Consider the following 17,267-nt stretch of genomic DNA (forward strand, 5'->3'; position numbering starts at 1 on the left):
AGTTCAGGTGGCGTCGAGGGTGACCGTGAAGGAGAAACGGTCGCCCCGGTAGTGGATGACCGCCAGGTCCAGGACCCGGCCGGCGGTGTCGTAGGTGACCCCCGTGTAGTGCAGGATCGGGCTGAGGAGGGGGACCTGGAGCAGCCGGGCCGTCTCCGGGTCGGCCAGCCGGGCCTCGACCGTGTCCGTGATACGGCTGATGTCCGCGCCGACCACGTCGCGCAGCACCTTGGTCATGGGCTGCCGGGCCAGGTCCTCCGGGTCGATGCGTCCGGCCAGTTCGGGGCGGACGTGGTTGCGGGCGTGATTGGTCGGCTCACCGGTCTGTTCGTCGCTGCGCAGGCGGTGGTACGTCGCCACCACGTCGAGATCCGGGAAGTACTCGGTGAGTTCGCCCGTCACGGGTGCCGTGCCGTGGTCCAGCAGCTCGGCCGTCATGCCGGACTGCTGGGCCACGATCGCGTCCACCGAGCCGAGGAGCCGTACCGGGGTGCCCCGCCGGGCGTCCGGTTCGATGAAGGTGCCCCGGCGGCGGTGCCGGCTGATCAGGCCCTCGTCCTCCAGTTCCTTCAGCGCCTGCCGCATGGTCAGCACGCTCACGCCGAAGTGCTCCGCCAGCTGTTCCTCGGTGGGCAGCCGGAGCGGGTCCCGGGGCGAACGGCCGAGTATCGAGGCGCGCAGCGACTGCGACACCTGGTACCAGAGCGGCAGCTTGCGGTTCAGGACGATCGAGTCCGGGGCGAAGGAGGTCACGGGCCATCCGTACCGGTAGGGAATCTTCAGTGCAAGGGCCGGAAGTGGCGTTCCATGCCCTGCCACACGTCGTCGTAGCGCCGTTGCAGGTGCTCGGCGGTCGCCGCCTGCGGGGTGAGCGTCACCGGCCAGCGGGTCTCGAACATGAAGGCGAGGCCGTCGTCGATCTTCTGCGGGCGCAGGTCGGCCGCGCTCGCCCGGTCGAACGTCTCCCGGTCCGGGCCGTGTGCCGACATCATGTTGTGCAGGGAGCCGCCGCCGGGCACGAAGCCCTCCGCCTTCGCGTCGTAGGCGCCCTCGACCAGGCCCATGTACTCGCTCATCACGTTCCGGTGGAAGTACGGCGGCCGGAAGGTGTTCTCGCCGACCAGCCAGCGCGGGGCGAAGACCACGAAGTCGACGCCCGCCAGGCCGGGAGTGTCCGACGGGGACGTCAGCACCGTGAAGATCGACGGGTCGGGGTGGTCGTACGAGATGCTGCCGATCACATTGAAACGGTGGAGATCGTAGAGGTAGGGCACATGTGTGCCGTGCCAGGCGACCACGTCCAGGGGGGAGTGGTCATATGTGGCGGTCCACAGGTGGCCGCAGAACTTGTTGACCACCTCCACCGGGCCCTCCACGTCCTCGTAGGCGGCCACGGGGGCCTGGAAGTCACGGGCGTTGGCGAGGCCGTTGGCGCCGATCGGGCCCAGATCTGGGAGGCGGAAGGGCGAGCCGTAGTTCTCGCACACATAGCCCCGGGCCGTGGCATCCAGCAGTTCCACACGGAAGCGGACCCCACGGGGGATCAACGCCACATGTCCCGGCTCCATATGCAGCAGGCCGAACTCCGTGCGCAGCAGCAGCCCGCCGCGCTCCGGGACGATCAGCAGTTCGCCGTCCGCGTCCGAGAAGACCCGCTCCATCGAGCAGTTGGCGTGATAGAGGTGCACGGCCATGCCGGTGCGCTGGGTCGCGTCGCCGTTGCCGCCGAGGGTCCACAGGCCCGCGAGGAAGTCCGTACCGGGCGCCGGCTCCGGCAGCGGGTTCCAGCGCAGCCGGTTCGGGTCAGGGGCGACATCCGTGAAGGGGCCGGTGCGCAGCGCCCCGTCGCCGGCGGCCCGGGTGAACGCCGGGTGGGCGGCCGAGGGCCGGATCCGGTACAGCCAGGAGCGGCGGTTGCTGGCCCGCGGCTCGGTGAAGGCCGTACCGCTGAGCTGCTCCGCGTACAGGCCGAGGGGGGCGCGCTGCGGGGAGTTGCGGCCCTCGGGCAGGGCGCCCGGCACCGCCTCCGAGGAGTGCTCGTTGCCGAACCCCGAGAGATATGTCAGTCCCTCGGCGGTCTTCCGCGCTCCCTCATGCTCGAACACGCTCGCGCGGGAGGTGCCCCCATCGCTCATGATCGCTCCCTGGGCCGGTGCATGCCTGATTCCTATGTAACACCGTAGGATTGAGTCGGGGCGGGTGCAAGAGGGCCGGGATCATCCCAGCGGGGGACGGCGAGAACCCGACTTCAGGGGGATCCGGTCTCGGGCGCGCTGTTCTACGCTCCCGGGCATGTCGTGGACGCGTGGACTGCCGGGCGCGCTCGCGGTCTGCGTGCTGCTGCTGGTCGCGGCGGCGGGGTGCGGGACCGGGGAGGCGCACGAGCAACGGGAGACGGGGTCGCCCTCACCGGTGGGCAAGATCCTGGACGACACGGACGAGGGCGGACGCCACTACCGGGAGATCGGCAAGAAGCAGGCGCCCGAGGTGGGCACGGTGGTCACGCCCGACACCGCCGGAGGCTGGGACGTACGGCTCGACGTGCACCGCTTCCGCTTCTCCCGGGCCGGCACCGCGGCCCGGGCGGTCGCCGGGCACGGCCTCGCCTACCTCTTCGTGGACGGCGGCCTGGTGACCCGGCTGCGCACCCCCGCGTACCACCTCCCCGCCAGGCTCGTCCCGCACGGCACCCACCACATCACCGCCCGGCTCTACGCGGACGACGGCACGGTGTGGGCCGTACAGGGCAAACCCGTCGAGAGCACGGCGGACGTCACGGCGTCGGGTGCGGAGACGGCGAAGGCGACGCCGACGGCCGCACCGAAACCGGCGCGGACAGTCACGCCGACGCCGCTGGACATGACGACACCGGCACGGACGGCCGCGCCGACGGCGACGGCCACACCGACCTCGGCGCGGGCAGCCACGCGGACGCCGACGGCCGGTCTTCCGGAGGCGGGGGCTTCCCCCGCGCACTCCGGTGCCGCGGCCGGCGGCGACGGCACACCGCCCGGATGAGTGCATGGGCCATCCGTCTCCGTACTGGGGGGCGAGGTTCACCTGCTCCCTGCGGAAAGGCATCATGAAGCCCGTGCCCCCAGCGCCCTCGCTACGCAAAGCTCCCGTCCAGCGCCGCAGTGCGGAACGGCTGACCAGGATTCTCGACGCCTGCGCCGACCTGCTCGACGAGGTGGGCTACGAGGAGCTGAGCACCCGGACCGTCGCGGTGCGCGCCGGGGTGCCCATCGGCTCGGTCTACCGCTTCTTCGGCAACAAACGGCAGATGGTCGACGCTCTCGCCCAGCGCAACCTGGAGCGCTACACCGAGCGGGTCGCCGAGCGGCTGAAGGACGCGCCGAAGGGCGACTGGCGGGCGGCGATGGACGCGGTGCTGGACGAGTACCTGGCCATGAAGCGCACCGCCCCCGGCTTCTCCCTCGTCGACTTCGGCAACCAGATCCCGGTCGGCGCCCGCCACGCCGAACCCAACCGCAGGGTCGCCGACCGCCTCACCGACCTGCTCTCCGACTACATCGGCCGCGCCCCGGACGAGGACCTGCGCCGCACGTTCCTGGTGGCCGTGGAGACCGCCGACACCCTGGTCCACCTGTCCTTCCGGATGAACCCGGAGGGCGACGAGACGATCATCACGGAGACCCGGGAGCTGCTGCGGGCCTATCTGGCACGGGTGCTGGACTGAGCCCGACACCTGAGCCCGATTCCCGGGCCCGACTCCTGAGCCCGATTCCCGGGCCCGAATCCGCTGCCGACGGAGCGCCCAGAGCCGCCACCCCGGTCGTCACACCCCCGTGACCTGGAGTTTTGCGCTTATTGCTCGCGTGTCAACGTCTTGTTAACGACGTTTGACGCGACCTAACGTCATCGCACCGCCGGCCCTGGTGGGAGTTCAAGGGCGAACGTTAGGTGTTCCACTCATGCTGACCATCCTCGGCTTCACCATGATCGCGACCTTCCTGGTCCTGATCATGCTGAAGAAGATGTCGCCGATCGCGGCACTCGTGCTGATCCCCGCGCTGTTCTGTGTGTTCGTCGGCAAGGGGGCCAAGCTCGGTGACTACGTCATCGACGGCGTCACCAGCCTCGCGCCCACCGCGGCGATGCTCATGTTCGCGATCGTCTACTTCGGCGTGATGATCGACGTGGGCCTCTTCGACCCGATCGTCAAGGGGATCCTGAAGTTCTGCAAGGCCGACCCGCTGCGGATCGTCGTCGGTACGGCCCTGCTCGCCGCCATCGTCTCCCTCGACGGCGACGGCTCCACCACCTTCATGATCACCGTCTCGGCGATGTACCCGCTGTACAAGCGCCTGAAGATGAGCCTGGTCGTGATGACCGGGGTGGCCGCGATGGCCAACGGCGTGATGAACACGCTGCCCTGGGGCGGACCGACGGCACGTGCGGCGACCGCGCTGAAGCTGGACGCCAGCGACATCTTCGTGCCGATGATCCCGGCACTCGCCGTGGGGCTGCTCTTCGTGATCGCCCTCGCCTACGTCCTCGGCCGCCGTGAGCGCAACCGGCTCGGTGTGCTGACGCTGGAGGAGGCGCTGGTCGAGGAGAAGGAGCGGGAAACGGAGACCGTACTGGTCGGTGCGGGTGCGGGTGCGGGTGCGGGTGCGGGTACTGGTACGAGCGTGGGAACCGGCTCGGGCAAGTCCGCGGTGCACGGCACCGGCACCGGCACCGGCTCCGGCACCGGCTCCGAGGCGGACCGGCCGGCGGAGGACGACGGCTTCCAGGGCCTCGACCCGCACCGCGAGACCCTGCGCCCCGGGCTGTACTGGTTCAACGCGCTGCTCACGGTCGCCCTGCTCACCTCCATGATCATGGAGTGGCTGCCGATCCCGGTGCTGTTCCTGCTCGGCGCCGCACTCGCGCTGACCGTCAACTTCCCGCACATGCCCGCCCAGAAGGCCCGCCTCGCCGCCCACGCCGAGAACGTCCTCAACGTCTCCGGCATGGTCTTCGCCGCCGCCGTCTTCACCGGCGTCCTCCAGGGCACCGGGATGGTCGACCACATGGCCACCTGGCTCGTCGACAACATCCCCGACGGCATGGGCCCGCACCTCGCCCTCGTCACCGGCGTACTCAGCATCCCGCTCACGTACTTCATGTCGAACGACGGCTTCTACTTCGGCATCCTCCCGGTCCTCGCCGAGGCCGGCCAGGCGCACGGCGTCTCCTCCGTGGAGATCGCCCGCGCCTCGATCATCGGCCAGCCGCTGCACATGTCGAGCCCCCTGGTGCCGGCCGTCTACGTGCTGGTCGGGATGGCCAAGGTGGAGTTCGGCGACCACACCCGCTTCGTCGTCAAGTGGGCCGCGCTCACCTCACTCGTGGTGCTCGGGGCAGGCATCCTGTTCGGCATCATCTGACCCACCGCACGGAGGACTTCACCATGGCGCCCGGCAGGAACCGCGGTTGGCTGCTCCGCCTCGTCATCGCCTTCGGCTTCGCGCAGGGCGCGGTGTCGATGGCCCGGCCCGCCGTCTCCTACCGGGCGCTGGCGCTCGGCGCCGACGAACGGGCCGTCGGTGTCATCGCCGGTGTCTACGCCCTGCTCCCGCTCTTCGCCGCCGTACCGCTCGGCCGCCGCACCGACCACGGCCGCTGCGCGCCGCTGCTGCCGGTCGGTGTGGTGCTGATAGCCGTCGGCTGTGCGCTCAGCGGCCTCGCGAACTCCCTCTGGGCGATGGCCCTGTGGAGCGGGGTGATGGGCCTCGGCCACCTCTGCTTCGTGATCGGCGCGCAGTCGCTGGTGGCCCGCCAGTCGGCCCCGCACGAACAGGACCGCAACTTCGGCCACTTCACCATCGGCGCGTCGCTGGGCCAGCTGATCGGGCCGGTCGCCGCGGGCGCGCTGATCGGCGGCCCCGACATGGCGGGCAGCAGCGCGCTCGCCCTCGTCGTGGCGGGTGCGGGGGCGGCGGTCGCGTTCGGTTCGCTGTGGCGCATCGAGGACCGTACGGCGGTGACGTCCCGTCCCGAGCCGGGCGGGCGCGTCCCGGTGGGCGGCATCCTGCGCGCCCGGGGCGTCCCGGCGGGCATGCTGGTCAGCCTGTCGGTCCTGTCCGCGACCGACATCCTCACCGCGTACCTCCCGGTGGTCGGCGAGCACCGGGGCATCGCACCGGCGGTGATCGGCGTCCTGCTCAGTGTCCGGGCGGGGGCGACGATCGCGTGCCGGCTGGTTCTCACGCCGTTGCTGCGACTGCTCGGCCGGCCGCTCCTGCTGACCGTGACGTGCTTCCTGGCGGCCGTGCTGTGCGCGGGGATCGCGCTGCCGGTCCCGGTGTGGGTCCTGGCCCTGATGCTTGCCGCGCTCGGCTTCTGCCTGGGGGTCGGGCAGCCGCTGTCGATGACGACGGTCGTCCAGGCCGCGCCCGAGGGCGCCCGGTCCACGGCGCTCGCCCTGCGGCTGACCGGCAACCGCCTGGGCCAGGTGGCGGCGCCGGCCGGGGCGGGGCTGGTGGCGGGGGTGGCCGGGGTGGCCGCTCCGTTCGTGATGCTGGGCGCGTTGCTGCTGGTCTCGGCGGGGGTGGCGGTGCGCTCGCCGGGGGCGGTGGGGCGGTCCGAGGGCGCCGATCAGGTGACGGGGACACGGCGCAAGGGCCCGGCGTTGCGCCGCACGAGCGATATCTGACGGCGCGTCGGAGGTTGATGCCACGGGCCGTGGAGTGCATGGGTGACAGTCCAGACGAAAGGTCGATTTGTATGAAAATCGTCTAACTCGGAGGAGCTTGCATGCCCACGCTCACACTTCCACGCATCGCCGGACCCCGTGCGGGCGCAACCGTCGTCCTCACCGCCCTCGCCGCGGCGGGCGCGTCGTGGGTGGCGGCGCCGAACGCGGCGGCCGTAGGGGAGAACGGCGACATCAGGATCCACCGGGTGGGCGTGCCCTTCGGCGTGTCGAAGGACGACCCGGTGGTCTGCAGGTTCTATCTCGACGCCGTCAACTTCGACGTCCTCCCCGGTATCGCCTACACCATCACGCCACAGCCCCCGTTGCCCACCGCCGCCACGGTCGCCGGCACCATCCAGCTCGCCGGAGGTGCCGGTCACACCGACCCGCTGGGGCTGGCGGACGGGCAGTACAAGCTCTCGTGGACCGTGTCCGGCGCGTTGAAGGAGAAGGTCTTCCGGCTCAACTGCCATGACGGCAAGCAGGACGGGGCGCAGGGCCAGAACGGTCCGAACGGTCCGAACGGTCCGAACGACCAGAACGGCCACAACGACCAGGGTGGCGCGAACGGGCAGGGCGGCCCGAACGGGCAGGGGGGTCCGAACGGGCAGATCGAGGACAACCAGCGCAATGACGGGGGCTGGGGGCAGGGTGACGAACACGGTGGCCCGCAGGGCGGTGTGCACGCGGGTGGCGGCGGCCTCGCCGACACGGCGGCCGCGTTCTCGCCGGTGGCCGCGGCCACGGCCGTGGGCCTGGTCGCGGCCAGTGGTGTGGTGTACGTCCGGCTGATCCGCCGTCGGCCCCATGGCGCCGCGTAGGCGCAGACGCAGGCCCTGGTACCGGACCCGCGCCTACCGCCTCGCCAGGACGGCCCTGCTGGCGATCATCCTGGTGACCGTGGTCCGGTGCTGGGGGTCCGACGGGCCGGACGGGTCGGACGCCCTGGCGGCGGCCGGCCCGGGCGCGGGCCGGGACGGGGCCGACGGGCCCCCGCCCCGCCCGCTGCCCCGGTCCCGGCCGACGTCGATGCGCATCCCGTTCCTGGGCGTCGACGCGCCGGTCATCGGGGTCCGGCTCGACAGGGAAAGGCAGTTGGAGACACCGCCGGTCGACGACCCGAAGCTGATCGGCTGGTTCCAGGGCGGCGCCACGCCGGGCGAGTCCGGCCTCGCGGTCGCCGTCGGCCATCGCGACACCAGGACGGGGCCCGCAGTCTTCGCGGCGCTCGCCCAGGTGAAGCCGGGCAAGCGGATCGAGGCCGGGCGCGCGGACGGCCGTACCGCCGTGTACACCGTGGACCGGGTGAAGGTCTATGACAAGGCCGGTTTCCCGAGCAAAGAGGTGTACGGCAAGACCCGGCGTCCCGAACTCCGCGTCATCACCTGCGGTGGCCTCTTCAGCCGGACGACGGGCTACACCAGCAACGTGGTGGTCTTCGCCCACCTGACCGCGACGCAGTGACCGGGCGGTGCGGCCGCCCGCACCGCCCGGCCGCCGCGGCCCCCGTCGGATGCGGTCCGCGGCGCCGTCGCGGCTGGTCGCGTGGCTCTCCGCGCCCCCGGTGGGGCGGCGCCGATGTTCGACCTGGATGAGTGAACCCCGGCGGGAATCGGGGACTTGAGAGGGGCAAACCCCCTAAGAAGGGGGCATGCGTACTCATTCGCTCCGTAACCGGTCGGCCCTCGCGCTGGCCGGAGTTCTGCTGGCCGGCACCCCCGCCGCGTACACGGCGCTGGCCGACGACCGGCCCGCGGCCGTGCCGGTGCGCGGAAAGGCCTACGTCGAGACCCGGCTCTTCTTCGGCACCGCCCGGCCGGACGGCGGCCCGGCCGTCACCGACCGGCAGTTCACGGCCTTCGTCGACAAGGAGGTCACCCCGGACTTCCCCGACGGGCTGACCGTGCAGAGCGGGCGCGGGCAGTGGCGGGACGCGCACGGCGCGATCGAGAAGGAGCGGTCGTACGAGCTGACCCTGCTGTACCCGGAGTCGGCGGCGAAGCGCGGCGACCGGAAGATCGAGGAGATCCGGCGGGCCTACGAGAAGGCCTTCGCCCAGGAGAGCGTGGGGCGGGTGGACGAACGAGCCCAGGTCGACTTCTGATGGTCCTGCCACGCACGTGTCTCCGGCGCCGACCCCTGGTGCCGAAAAACTATCGCCGCTAGTTTGTGAGCCGGAGACCCAGCACCGCCGGGAGGAAGCAGCATGAAGGCACACGACGGCCTGTACATCGACGGCGCCTGGCGCGCCGCCGAGAGCCAGGACGTGATCGAGGTCGTGAACCCGGTCGACGAGCAGGTCATCGGCCAGGTCCCGGCGGGCGGTGCGCTGGACGTCGACACCGCCGTACGCGCCGCCCGTGCAGCCCTCCCGGCCTGGGCCGCCACCCCGCCCGCCGAGCGGGCCGCCCTGCTCGGCGCGCTCCGCGACGCCCTGGCGGCCCGCCAGGACGAGATCGCCGAGACGGTCACCGCGGAGCTGGGCTCGCCGCCGCAGTTCTCGCAGGCCGTGCACGCCGGGCTGCCGATCGCGGTCGCCGGCTCCTACGCCGAGCTGGCCGCGACCCATCTCTTCGAGGAGAAGGTCGGCAACTCGACCGTCCACCAGGAGCCGGTCGGCGTGGTCGGCGCGATCACGCCCTGGAACTACCCGCTGCACCAGATCGTCGCCAAGGTCGCCCCGGCGCTCGCCGCCGGCTGCACGGTCGTACTCAAACCCGCCGAGGACACCCCGCTCACCGCCCAGCTGTTCACGGAGACGGTGGCCGAGGCGGGCTTCCCGGCCGGTGTGTTCAACCTGGTCACCGGCCTCGGCCCGGTCGCCGGGCAGGCCCTCGCCGAGCACCCGGGGGTCGACCTGGTCTCCTTCACCGGCTCCACGGCCGTCGGCAAGCAGATCGGCGCGGTGGCCGGTGCGGCCGTGAAGAAGGTGGCTCTCGAACTGGGCGGCAAGTCCGCGAACGTCATCCTGCCGAGTGCCGATCTCGCCAAGGCCGTCAACGTCGGGGTGGCCAACGTGATGGCCAACTCCGGCCAGACGTGCAGCGCCTGGACGCGGATGCTGGTGCACACCGACCAGTACGCGCAGGCGGTGGAGCTGGCGGCCGCCGCTGCCGCCAAGTACGGGGACCGCATCGGGCCGGTCGTCAGCGCCAAGCAGCGGGCCCGGGTGCGCGGTTACATCGAGAAGGGGGTCGCGGAGGGCGCCCGGCTGGTCGCCGGAGGGGCCGAATCCCCGCGCGAGCAGGGATACTTCGTCAGCCCGACCGTGCTCGCGGACGTCACCCCGGAGATGACCGTCGCCCAGGAGGAGATCTTCGGCCCGGTGCTGTCGATCCTGCGTTACGTGGACGAGGAGGACGCGCTCCGGATCGCCAACGGCACCGTCTACGGGCTCGCGGGCGCCGTCTGGGCCGGGGACGAGGCGGAGGCGGTGGCCTTCGCCCGGCGCATGGACACCGGGCAGGTCGACATCAACGGCGGCCGCTTCAACCCCCTCGCACCGTTCGGCGGATACAAGCAGTCGGGCGTCGGCCGGGAACTCGGCGCGCACGGCCTCGCCGAGTACCTCCAGACCAAGTCCCTCCAGTTCTGAGGAGGTTGCTCTGATGGCTGCCACAGTCCGAGCCGCCGTACTGCCCGCCGTGGGCGCCCCGCTCCAGGTCACCGAGATCGACCTCCCGGACCCCGGCCCCGGCCAGGTCCGGATCCGCCTCGCCGCCGCAGGTGTCTGTCACTCCGACCTCTCCCTGTCCGACGGCACCATGCGGGTGCCGGTCCCGGCGGTCCTCGGCCACGAGGGCGCGGGCACGGTGGTCGCCGTGGGGGAGGGCGTCACCCGGCTGTCACCCGGCGCCCCGGTCGTCCTCAACTGGGCGCCCTCCTGCGGAACATGCCACGCCTGCACGCTCGGCGAGGTCTGGCTGTGCGCCAACGCGCTGAACGGCTCCGCCGACGTCTACGCCCGTACCGCGGACGGCACCGACCTGCACCCCGGCCTGAACGTCGCCGCGTTCGCCGAGGAGACGGTGGTCGCCGAGTCCTGCGTCCTGCCGCTCCCGGCCGGCATCCCGCTCACCGACGCGGCCCTCCTCGGCTGCGCGGTGCTGACGGGCTACGGCGCCGTCCACAACTCCGCGCGGGTCCGGGAGGGCGAGACCGTCGCGGTGTTCGGCGTCGGCGGGGTGGGCCTGGCCGCGGTGCAGGCGGCCCGGATCGCGGGTGCGTCCCGGATCGTCGCGGTGGACGTCTCCGCGGCGAAGGAGGAGCTGGCCCGGGCCGCCGGCGCCACCGACTACGTGGTCGCCTCCGACACCACGCCCCGGGCGATCCGTGCCCTCACCGGCAAACAGGGCGTCGACGTCTCCGTGGAGTGCGTCGGCCGCGCGGTCAGCATCCGCGCGGCGTGGGAGTCCACCCGCCGGGGCGGTCGTACGACGGTGGTCGGCATCGGCGGCAAGAGCGAGCAGGTCACCTTCAACGCCCTGGAGCTCTTCCACTGGGGCCGCACCCTCTCCGGCTGCGTCTACGGCAACTCGGACCCGGCCCACGACCTGCCGGTGCTCGCCGAGCACGTCCGGGCCGGCCGTCTGGACCTGGGCGCGCTGGTGACGGAACGGATCGCGCTGGAGGGCATCCCCGCGGCGTTCGAGAACATGCTGGCGGGCAAGGGCGGCCGGGCGCTGGTCGTCTTCTGACCCCCGTACGACCGTCACGGCACCTGTTCGGAGTGCGGCTCCCCGGCCACCGGCACGGCACGGGGAGCCCGCGTCCGCGTCCGCGACCGGGACACCGCCACACCGGCCAGGCACAGCACCCCGCCGGCCAGGGTGACCAGCCCCGGCACCTCGCCGAGGGCCAGCCAGGACATCAGCACGACCAGCGCCGGCACGGCGTACGTCGTCGCACCCATCCGGCTCGCGGTGGTCCGGGCGAGGGCGTACGCCCAGGTCGTGAAGGCAAGCGCGGTCGGGAAGACCCCGAGATACACCATGTCGAGGGTCGCGGACAGCGGCGCGTCGGCGACCTGGCGCACCAGCTGCCCGGCGAACGGCAGACAGGCCACGGTGCCGACGAGACACCCGTACGTCGTCACCTGCAGCGCGCTCGCCCGGGCCAGGGCGGGCTTCTGGGAGACCACACCGGCCGCGTAGGCGACGGCCGCGAGCAGGCACAGCACCACGCCCAGCACCGAGGAACCGCCCCCGCCGGCCATCGACAGCCCCACGGTCACCGCACCCGCGAACGACACCGCCATCCCCGCGAGCAGCCGGGGCGGCATCGGATCACCGAGCAGCCGGGCCCCGAGCAGGGCGATCAGCAGGGGGCCGACGTTCACCACGAGGGCGGCCGTCCCCGCGTCCACCTGCTGTTCGCCCCAGTTCAGGGCGACCATGTAGAAGCCGAACCACAGCACGCCGGATATCCCGATGCCCCGCCAGGCGGACCGGGGCGGCAGCCCCTCGCGCCGCACGAGACAGAGCAGCCCGAGCGCGAGGGACCCGGAGAACAGCCGGCCGAGGGCGAGGGCACCGGGGGAGTAGGAGTCCCCCGCACTCCGGATGGCCACGAAGGCGGAGGCCCACAGCACGACGGTGACGACGGCGGCGAGGGCGGGCAGCGGGCGGGGTGCGGAATTCGTCATGGGACCGAGGTTAGAGAGGAGGGACGGGCCGGGGCTGGCGGATTTCGGACGGCTGGGTGGGTGGCTGGTCGCGCGCAGTTCCCCGCGCGCCTCGCGGGGCGCGTCGTGGCCGCGGGCCGGCCGCAGGACGTCCCGCCACCCGCTACGCGGTCTCTTTTGCTCCCGCGAACTGCTGGGCCAACCCGTCCAGCAGTGCCCGCAACCCCGTCTCGAACGCCCGCTCGTCGATCTTCTCCTGCTGTTCCGCCAGCAGATGCGCCTGCCCGAGATGGGGATAGTCGGCCGGGTCGTAGGCGCTCGCGTCGTCCACGAAGCCCCCGGCGAACGACCCCAGCGCCGACCCCATGACGAAGTACCGCATCAGCGCCCCGATCGACGTCGCCTGCGCCGGCGGCCACCCCGCGTCGACCATCCCGCCGTAGACGGCGTCCGCGAGCCGGAGTCCGGCGGGGCGGCGGCCGGGGCCGCGGGCCAGGACCGGGACGATGTTCGGGTGGTCGCGGAGCGCGGCCCGGTAGGACACCGCCCAGTCGTGCAGCGCGGTCCGCCAGTCCCGCCCGTCGCCGCCCTCGAACATCGACAGGTCGACCTGCGCGCTCACCGAGTCCGCGACCGCCTCCAGGATCTCGTCCTTGGTGCGGAAGTGGTTGTAGAGCGAGGGCCCGCTCACCCCCAGCTCGGCCGCGAGCCGACGGGTGGAGACGGCCGCCAGACCCTCCGCGTCCACGAGTTCCCGTGCCACCCGGACGATCCGGTCGGTGCTGAGGAGGGGCTTGCGCGGTCGGGCCATGGCGCACATAGTAGGGCTGCACCAAGAAACTAGCAGTGCTAATTTAAATGTGGGGTGATCGCATGGTGAACCTGGGACTCAGCGAGGAGCAGACCGCCGTACGGCAGCTCGCCCGGGACTTCGTCGAGCGCGAGATCGCCCCGCACGTGATCGCCTGGGACCGCGCCGAGGAGGTGGACCGGGGGATCGTCAAGAAGCTCGGCGAGGTCGGCTTCCTCGGCCTGACCGTGGACGAGGAGTACGGCGGCTCGGGCGGCGACCACCTGTCGTACTGCCTGGTCACCGAGGAACTCGGCCGCGGCGACTCCTCCGTGCGCGGAATCGTCTCGGTCTCCCTGGGCCTCGTCGCCAAGACCGTCGCCGCCTGGGGGAGCGAGGAGCAGAAGCGGCGCTGGCTGCCGGGGCTGACCTCCGGCGCGTACGTCGGCTGCTTCGGCCTCACCGAACCCGGCACCGGCTCCGACGCGGGCAACCTCACCACCCGCGCCGTTCGCGACGGCGACGACTACGTGGTCAACGGCTCCAAGATGTTCATCACCAACGGCACCTGGGCCGACGTGGTGCTCCTCTTCGCCCGCTCCACCGACGCGCCCGGCCACCAGGGCGTCTCCGCCTTCCTGGTGCCGGCCGACAGTCCGGGGCTCACCCGCCGGGCCGTCCACGGCAAGCTCGGGCTGCGCGGGCAGGCCACCGCGGAGATCATCCTGGAGGACGTCCGGGTCCCCGCCGCCGCGATGCTCGGACCCGAGGGCAAGGGCTTCTCGGTCGCCATGTCGGCGCTGGCCAAGGGGCGGATGTCGGTCGCCGCGGGCTGCGTCGGCATAGCCCAGGCCGCACTGGACGCGGCCGTGCGGTACGCGGGGGAGCGCGAGCAGTTCGGCACGCCGATCGCCGGCCACCAGCTGGTCCAGGAACTCATCAGCGACATCGCCGTCGACGTGGACGCGGCCCGGCTGCTGACCTGGCGGGTCGCCGACCTGGTCGACCGCGGCCTGCCGTTCGCCACCGAGTCCTCCAAGGCCAAGCTCTTCGCCTCCGAGGCCGCCGTGCGCGCCGCCAACAACGCCCTCCAGGTCTTCGGCGGCTACGGCTACATCGACGAGTACCCGGTCGGCAAACTCCTGCGCGACGCCCGGGTGATGACCCTCTACGAGGGCACCAGCCAGATCCAGAAACTGCTCATCGGGCGGGCGCTGACGGGCGTTTCGGCGTTCTGAGTAGGTCCCTGAGTATCCGGACGGATGTGGCGCGGGCCACGTCCGCCGATGATCGAGCCATGAATGACACACCGGTCAGACAGCAGAACACGGCCGCCTACTACGGCCAGGCCGTCGCCTCCTTCGCCGTCGCCATCACGGCCACCGCCATCGGCATCTTCCAGCTGCACGCCGACGCCTGGGTGCGCGCCTTCCTGGGCATCGCCGTCCTCTACCTCGTCACCTCTGCCTTCACGCTCGCGAAGGTCATCCGCGACCGCCAGGAGGCCGGGCAGATCGTCAGCCGCGTCGACCAGGCTCGACTGGAGAAGCTGCTCGCCGAACACGACCCCTTCGAGAAGCTCTGAGCCGCGGGACAAGCTCTGAGCGGGCACACTAAGCGCTCGCTCAGCTTCGGCGGTATGGTGGAGCTCCGGTATCGAGAGGGGCGAGCGAGCGATGAGTACGGCGGAGGAGACGACCGGCGGCGAGGTAGAGCCGTGGGAAGAGGTCACCCCTGACGCGGCCCGGCGTCTGCTGGTCGCCGCCGTGGAGGCCTTCGCCGAGCGCGGCTACCACGCCACCACCACCCGGGACATCGCCGGCCGCGCCGGGATGAGCCCCGCCGCGCTCTACATCCACTACAAGACCAAGGAAGAGCTGCTCCACCGGATCAGCCGCATCGGTCACGACAAGGCCCTGGACATCCTCCGGACCGCGGCCCGGCGCGAGGGCACCGCCACCGAGCGGCTCGCGGACGGCGTCAGCTCCTTCGTCCGCTGGCACGCCGGGCGGCGCACCACCGCCCGGGTCGTGCAGTACGAACTGGACGCCCTCGGCCCCGACGCCCGCGCCGAGATCCTCGGGCTGCGCCGCCAGGTCGACGCCGAGGTGCGCGGGATCATCGAGGAGGGCGTCGCGGCGGGGGAGTTCGACGTCATCGACATCCACGGCACCACCCTCGCGGTGCTCTCCCTCTGCATCGACGTCGCCCGCTGGTTCAACGTGGACGGCCCCCGCACACCCGAGCAGGTCGGCACGCTCTACGCCGACCTCGTGCTGCGGATGGTGGGGGCCGAGTAGCCCTCGGGGCCAGGTAACCCTGCGGGCCAAGCAACCCTGCTGGCCGAGTGGTCCTACAGGTAGTACCGGGACACCGACTCCGCCACGCAGACCGGCTTGTCGCCGCCCTCGCGCTCCACGGTGAACGCGACGCTCACCTGGACACCGCCCGTGACGTCCGACACGTCGGTGATCGTGGCGGTGGCCCGCAGCCGGGAGCCGACCGGCACGGGAGCGGGGAAACGGACCTTGTTGGTGCCGTAGTTCACGCCCATCTTCACGCCCTCGACCTTGATCAGCTGGGGGCCGAAGAGCGGGAGCAGCGACAGCGTCAGGTAGCCGTGCGCGATGGTCGTCCCGAACGGGCCCGCGGCCGCCTTCTCCGGGTCGACGTGGATCCACTGGTGGTCGCCCGTCGCCTCCGCGAACAGGTCGATCCGCTTCTGGTCGACCTCCAGCCAGTCGGTGTGGCCCAGCTGCTCGCCCACGGCCGCCTTCAGCTCGTCGGGGGAGGTGAAGATCCTCGGTTCTGCCATGTTCCCGGCCCTCTCGCGGTCGCGCGTCCATTCCTAAGCAACTGCTTAGCATGGTCGCGTGCGGGCTCCCTGTCAACGGAGCGCGGCTCACCCGGGTCGGTAGGCTCTGCGGGGTGCCGCAGATTCCCGAGAAGATCCAAGAGCTGAGCGTCGGCCAGCTGTCCGCGCGCAGCGGCGCCGCCGTCTCCGCACTCCACTTCTACGAGGCCAAGGGTCTCATCAGCAGCCGGCGGACCAGTGGCAACCAGCGCCGCTACACCCGCGACACGCTGCGCAGGGTGGCCTTCGTCCGGGCGGCACAACGCGTCGGCATCCCCCTGGCCACCATCCGCGAGGCCCTCTGCGAACTCCCCGAGGAACGCACCCCGACCCGGGAGGACTGGGCCCGTCTCTCGCGGGCGTGGCGCGCCGAACTGGAGGAACGCATCAAGCAGCTCAACCGGCTGCGCGATCACCTCACGGACTGCATCGGCTGCGGCTGTCTCTCGCTGGACACCTGCGTCCTGTCCAACCCGGACGACGCCTTCGGTCAACGCCGCGCGGGCTCACGCCTGTTGCCGGAACGTACCTGAACGCGGCCGGCACCGGCCTGTGCGAGGGTGACGGCCGTCATGGACAGCGGCCGGGACCACCGGCAGTTGGGGGGTGCGGCATCCCCGGCGCACCCCCACGTGGTCAGGCCGACATGAGCAGCCGCCCGCGCCTGGCGTAGGCCAGGGCCTCGGGGGTGAGCACCGGACGCGGCACCAGAATCCCGCAGTCCGCGCAGACCGGACCGGCGGAGGGCTCGTGGTCCAGGTCGTACTTCCAGATGAGGCGCTCCCCCGCGCACACCGGGCAGACCGCGCCCGGTTCGCGCTCCAGGGCGGCGATCAGCCGTCGCAGCACCTCGGCCAGTGGTTCGTCGGGGTGGACCCGTGGGTCGTCGCACCAGGCCACTCCGAATCCGCCCCAGGTCAGCCGGTGCCAGTCGTCCACGCTGCCCGGGCGGCGCAGCCCGTCGTGCTTCTCCTTCTTGCGGCGCTCGGCGAACTCGACCTCGTAGGCCAGCCAGACCGCCCGCGCCTCTTCCAACTCCTCCAGTGCGCCCACGAGACGCGCCGGATCGGGGGACCGGTCCTCAGGACCGAACCCGGCCCGCGAGCAGAGATGGTCCCAGGTCGCGCGGTGCCCGTAAGGGGCGAACCGCTCCAGGCACTTGCGCAGCGAGTAGCGCCGTAGCGCCAGATCACACCGTGGGTCTCGCACCTGTCTCGCCAGACTCCGGAAACCGGCCATCGCCCTGCACCTCCGTCACACCTGCACCTGTACTTCGGTCACTTCGGCGGCGTCG

At 71.9% G+C, this 17,267-nt stretch carries 19 protein-coding genes; 13 read left to right on the top strand and 6 right to left on the bottom strand.

Annotation, left to right across the window (positions count from 1 at the left end; translation table 11 throughout):
* Nucleotides 1-3 precede the first annotated feature (3 nt).
* Both ACWDGI_RS13910 and hmgA read right to left on the bottom strand, forming a co-directional pair.
* The gene (locus ACWDGI_RS13910; RefSeq protein ID WP_450758668.1) at nucleotides 4-753 is read right to left on the bottom strand and encodes a GntR family transcriptional regulator; all 750 of its coding nucleotides are present in this window, start codon (nucleotides 751-753) and stop codon (nucleotides 4-6) included.
* Nucleotides 754-779: 26 nt separating this feature from the next.
* Nucleotides 780-2,135 carry a homogentisate 1,2-dioxygenase gene (gene hmgA / locus ACWDGI_RS13915; RefSeq protein WP_450758670.1) on the bottom strand — a complete coding sequence of 452 codons (1,356 nt, stop codon included), beginning with the start codon at nucleotides 2,133-2,135 and terminating at the stop codon, nucleotides 780-782.
* 157 nt (nucleotides 2,136-2,292) lie between these two features.
* Here hmgA and ACWDGI_RS13920 point away from each other — a divergent pair, with 157 nt between their 5' ends.
* The 9 genes from ACWDGI_RS13920 to ACWDGI_RS13960 all read left to right on the top strand — a co-directional run bounded on the left by ACWDGI_RS13920 (nucleotide 2,293) and on the right by ACWDGI_RS13960 (nucleotide 11,403).
* Nucleotides 2,293-3,018, top strand: a complete 726-nt coding sequence (locus tag ACWDGI_RS13920) for a hypothetical protein (RefSeq protein WP_450758672.1) — start codon at nucleotides 2,293-2,295, stop codon at nucleotides 3,016-3,018.
* A gap of 64 nt (nucleotides 3,019-3,082) precedes the next feature.
* Nucleotides 3,083-3,700: a TetR family transcriptional regulator gene (locus ACWDGI_RS13925; protein WP_450758674.1), complete on the top strand. Its 618-nt coding sequence runs from the start codon at nucleotides 3,083-3,085 to the stop codon at nucleotides 3,698-3,700.
* A 235-nt stretch (nucleotides 3,701-3,935) separates the two neighbouring features.
* Nucleotides 3,936-5,396 (top strand): CitMHS family transporter, encoded by a 1,461-nt coding sequence (locus tag ACWDGI_RS13930; RefSeq protein ID WP_450758676.1) that lies wholly within the window; start codon nucleotides 3,936-3,938, stop codon nucleotides 5,394-5,396.
* A gap of 23 nt (nucleotides 5,397-5,419) precedes the next feature.
* Nucleotides 5,420-6,664 (top strand): MFS transporter, encoded by a 1,245-nt coding sequence (locus ACWDGI_RS13935; protein ID WP_450758678.1) that lies wholly within the window; start codon nucleotides 5,420-5,422, stop codon nucleotides 6,662-6,664.
* 101 nt (nucleotides 6,665-6,765) lie between these two features.
* On the top strand, nucleotides 6,766-7,527 hold the full coding sequence (locus ACWDGI_RS13940) for a hypothetical protein (protein ID WP_450758679.1): 762 nt from the start codon (nucleotides 6,766-6,768) through the stop codon (nucleotides 7,525-7,527).
* Nucleotides 7,514-8,170, top strand: coding sequence for a class F sortase (locus tag ACWDGI_RS13945; protein ID WP_450758681.1), 657 nt, complete (start codon nucleotides 7,514-7,516; stop codon nucleotides 8,168-8,170). The genes ACWDGI_RS13940 and ACWDGI_RS13945 overlap by 14 nt, the downstream gene beginning before the upstream one ends.
* Nucleotides 8,171-8,357: 187 nt before the next feature.
* Nucleotides 8,358-8,810: a DUF3574 domain-containing protein gene (locus ACWDGI_RS13950; RefSeq protein ID WP_450758683.1), complete on the top strand. Its 453-nt coding sequence runs from the start codon at nucleotides 8,358-8,360 to the stop codon at nucleotides 8,808-8,810.
* A gap of 102 nt (nucleotides 8,811-8,912) precedes the next feature.
* Entirely contained in the window at nucleotides 8,913-10,301 is a 1,389-nt protein-coding gene (locus ACWDGI_RS13955) for an aldehyde dehydrogenase family protein (protein WP_450758685.1), read from the top strand.
* Nucleotides 10,302-10,314: 13 nt separating this feature from the next.
* Nucleotides 10,315-11,403, top strand: coding sequence for a Zn-dependent alcohol dehydrogenase (locus ACWDGI_RS13960; protein WP_450758687.1), 1,089 nt, complete (start codon nucleotides 10,315-10,317; stop codon nucleotides 11,401-11,403).
* A 14-nt stretch (nucleotides 11,404-11,417) separates the two neighbouring features.
* Here ACWDGI_RS13960 and ACWDGI_RS13965 read toward each other — a convergent pair whose 3' ends face one another.
* Nucleotides 11,418-12,350, bottom strand: coding sequence for a DMT family transporter (locus ACWDGI_RS13965; RefSeq protein ID WP_450758689.1), 933 nt, complete (start codon nucleotides 12,348-12,350; stop codon nucleotides 11,418-11,420).
* A 142-nt stretch (nucleotides 12,351-12,492) separates the two neighbouring features.
* The gene (locus ACWDGI_RS13970; protein ID WP_450758691.1) at nucleotides 12,493-13,140 is read right to left on the bottom strand and encodes a TetR/AcrR family transcriptional regulator; all 648 of its coding nucleotides are present in this window, start codon (nucleotides 13,138-13,140) and stop codon (nucleotides 12,493-12,495) included.
* Nucleotides 13,141-13,205: 65 nt separating this feature from the next.
* On the opposite strand from ACWDGI_RS13970, the gene ACWDGI_RS13975 reads away from it, so the two are divergent.
* The 3 genes from ACWDGI_RS13975 to ACWDGI_RS13985 all read left to right on the top strand — a co-directional run bounded on the left by ACWDGI_RS13975 (nucleotide 13,206) and on the right by ACWDGI_RS13985 (nucleotide 15,419).
* On the top strand, nucleotides 13,206-14,357 hold the full coding sequence (locus ACWDGI_RS13975) for an acyl-CoA dehydrogenase family protein (protein WP_450759293.1): 1,152 nt from the start codon (nucleotides 13,206-13,208) through the stop codon (nucleotides 14,355-14,357).
* 59 nt (nucleotides 14,358-14,416) lie between these two features.
* Entirely contained in the window at nucleotides 14,417-14,704 is a 288-nt protein-coding gene (locus ACWDGI_RS13980) for a YiaA/YiaB family inner membrane protein (RefSeq protein ID WP_360489640.1), read from the top strand.
* A gap of 91 nt (nucleotides 14,705-14,795) precedes the next feature.
* Nucleotides 14,796-15,419, top strand: coding sequence for a TetR/AcrR family transcriptional regulator (locus tag ACWDGI_RS13985; protein WP_450758692.1), 624 nt, complete (start codon nucleotides 14,796-14,798; stop codon nucleotides 15,417-15,419).
* Nucleotides 15,420-15,472: 53 nt separating this feature from the next.
* On the opposite strand, the gene ACWDGI_RS13990 is transcribed toward ACWDGI_RS13985, so the two are convergent.
* Entirely contained in the window at nucleotides 15,473-15,934 is a 462-nt protein-coding gene (locus ACWDGI_RS13990; protein WP_360489638.1) for a MaoC family dehydratase, read from the bottom strand.
* Between the two features lie 113 nt (nucleotides 15,935-16,047).
* Between ACWDGI_RS13990 and soxR the strand changes: the two genes are divergently transcribed.
* On the top strand, nucleotides 16,048-16,506 hold the full coding sequence (gene soxR, locus ACWDGI_RS13995) for a redox-sensitive transcriptional activator SoxR (RefSeq protein WP_450758694.1): 459 nt from the start codon (nucleotides 16,048-16,050) through the stop codon (nucleotides 16,504-16,506).
* A 103-nt stretch (nucleotides 16,507-16,609) separates the two neighbouring features.
* On the opposite strand, the gene ACWDGI_RS14000 is transcribed toward soxR, so the two are convergent.
* Nucleotides 16,610-17,212, bottom strand: coding sequence for a hypothetical protein (locus ACWDGI_RS14000; protein WP_384480006.1), 603 nt, complete (start codon nucleotides 17,210-17,212; stop codon nucleotides 16,610-16,612).
* Between the last annotated feature and the right edge of the window lie 55 nt (nucleotides 17,213-17,267).

Source organism: Streptomyces sp. NPDC001220, from assembly GCF_053597895.1.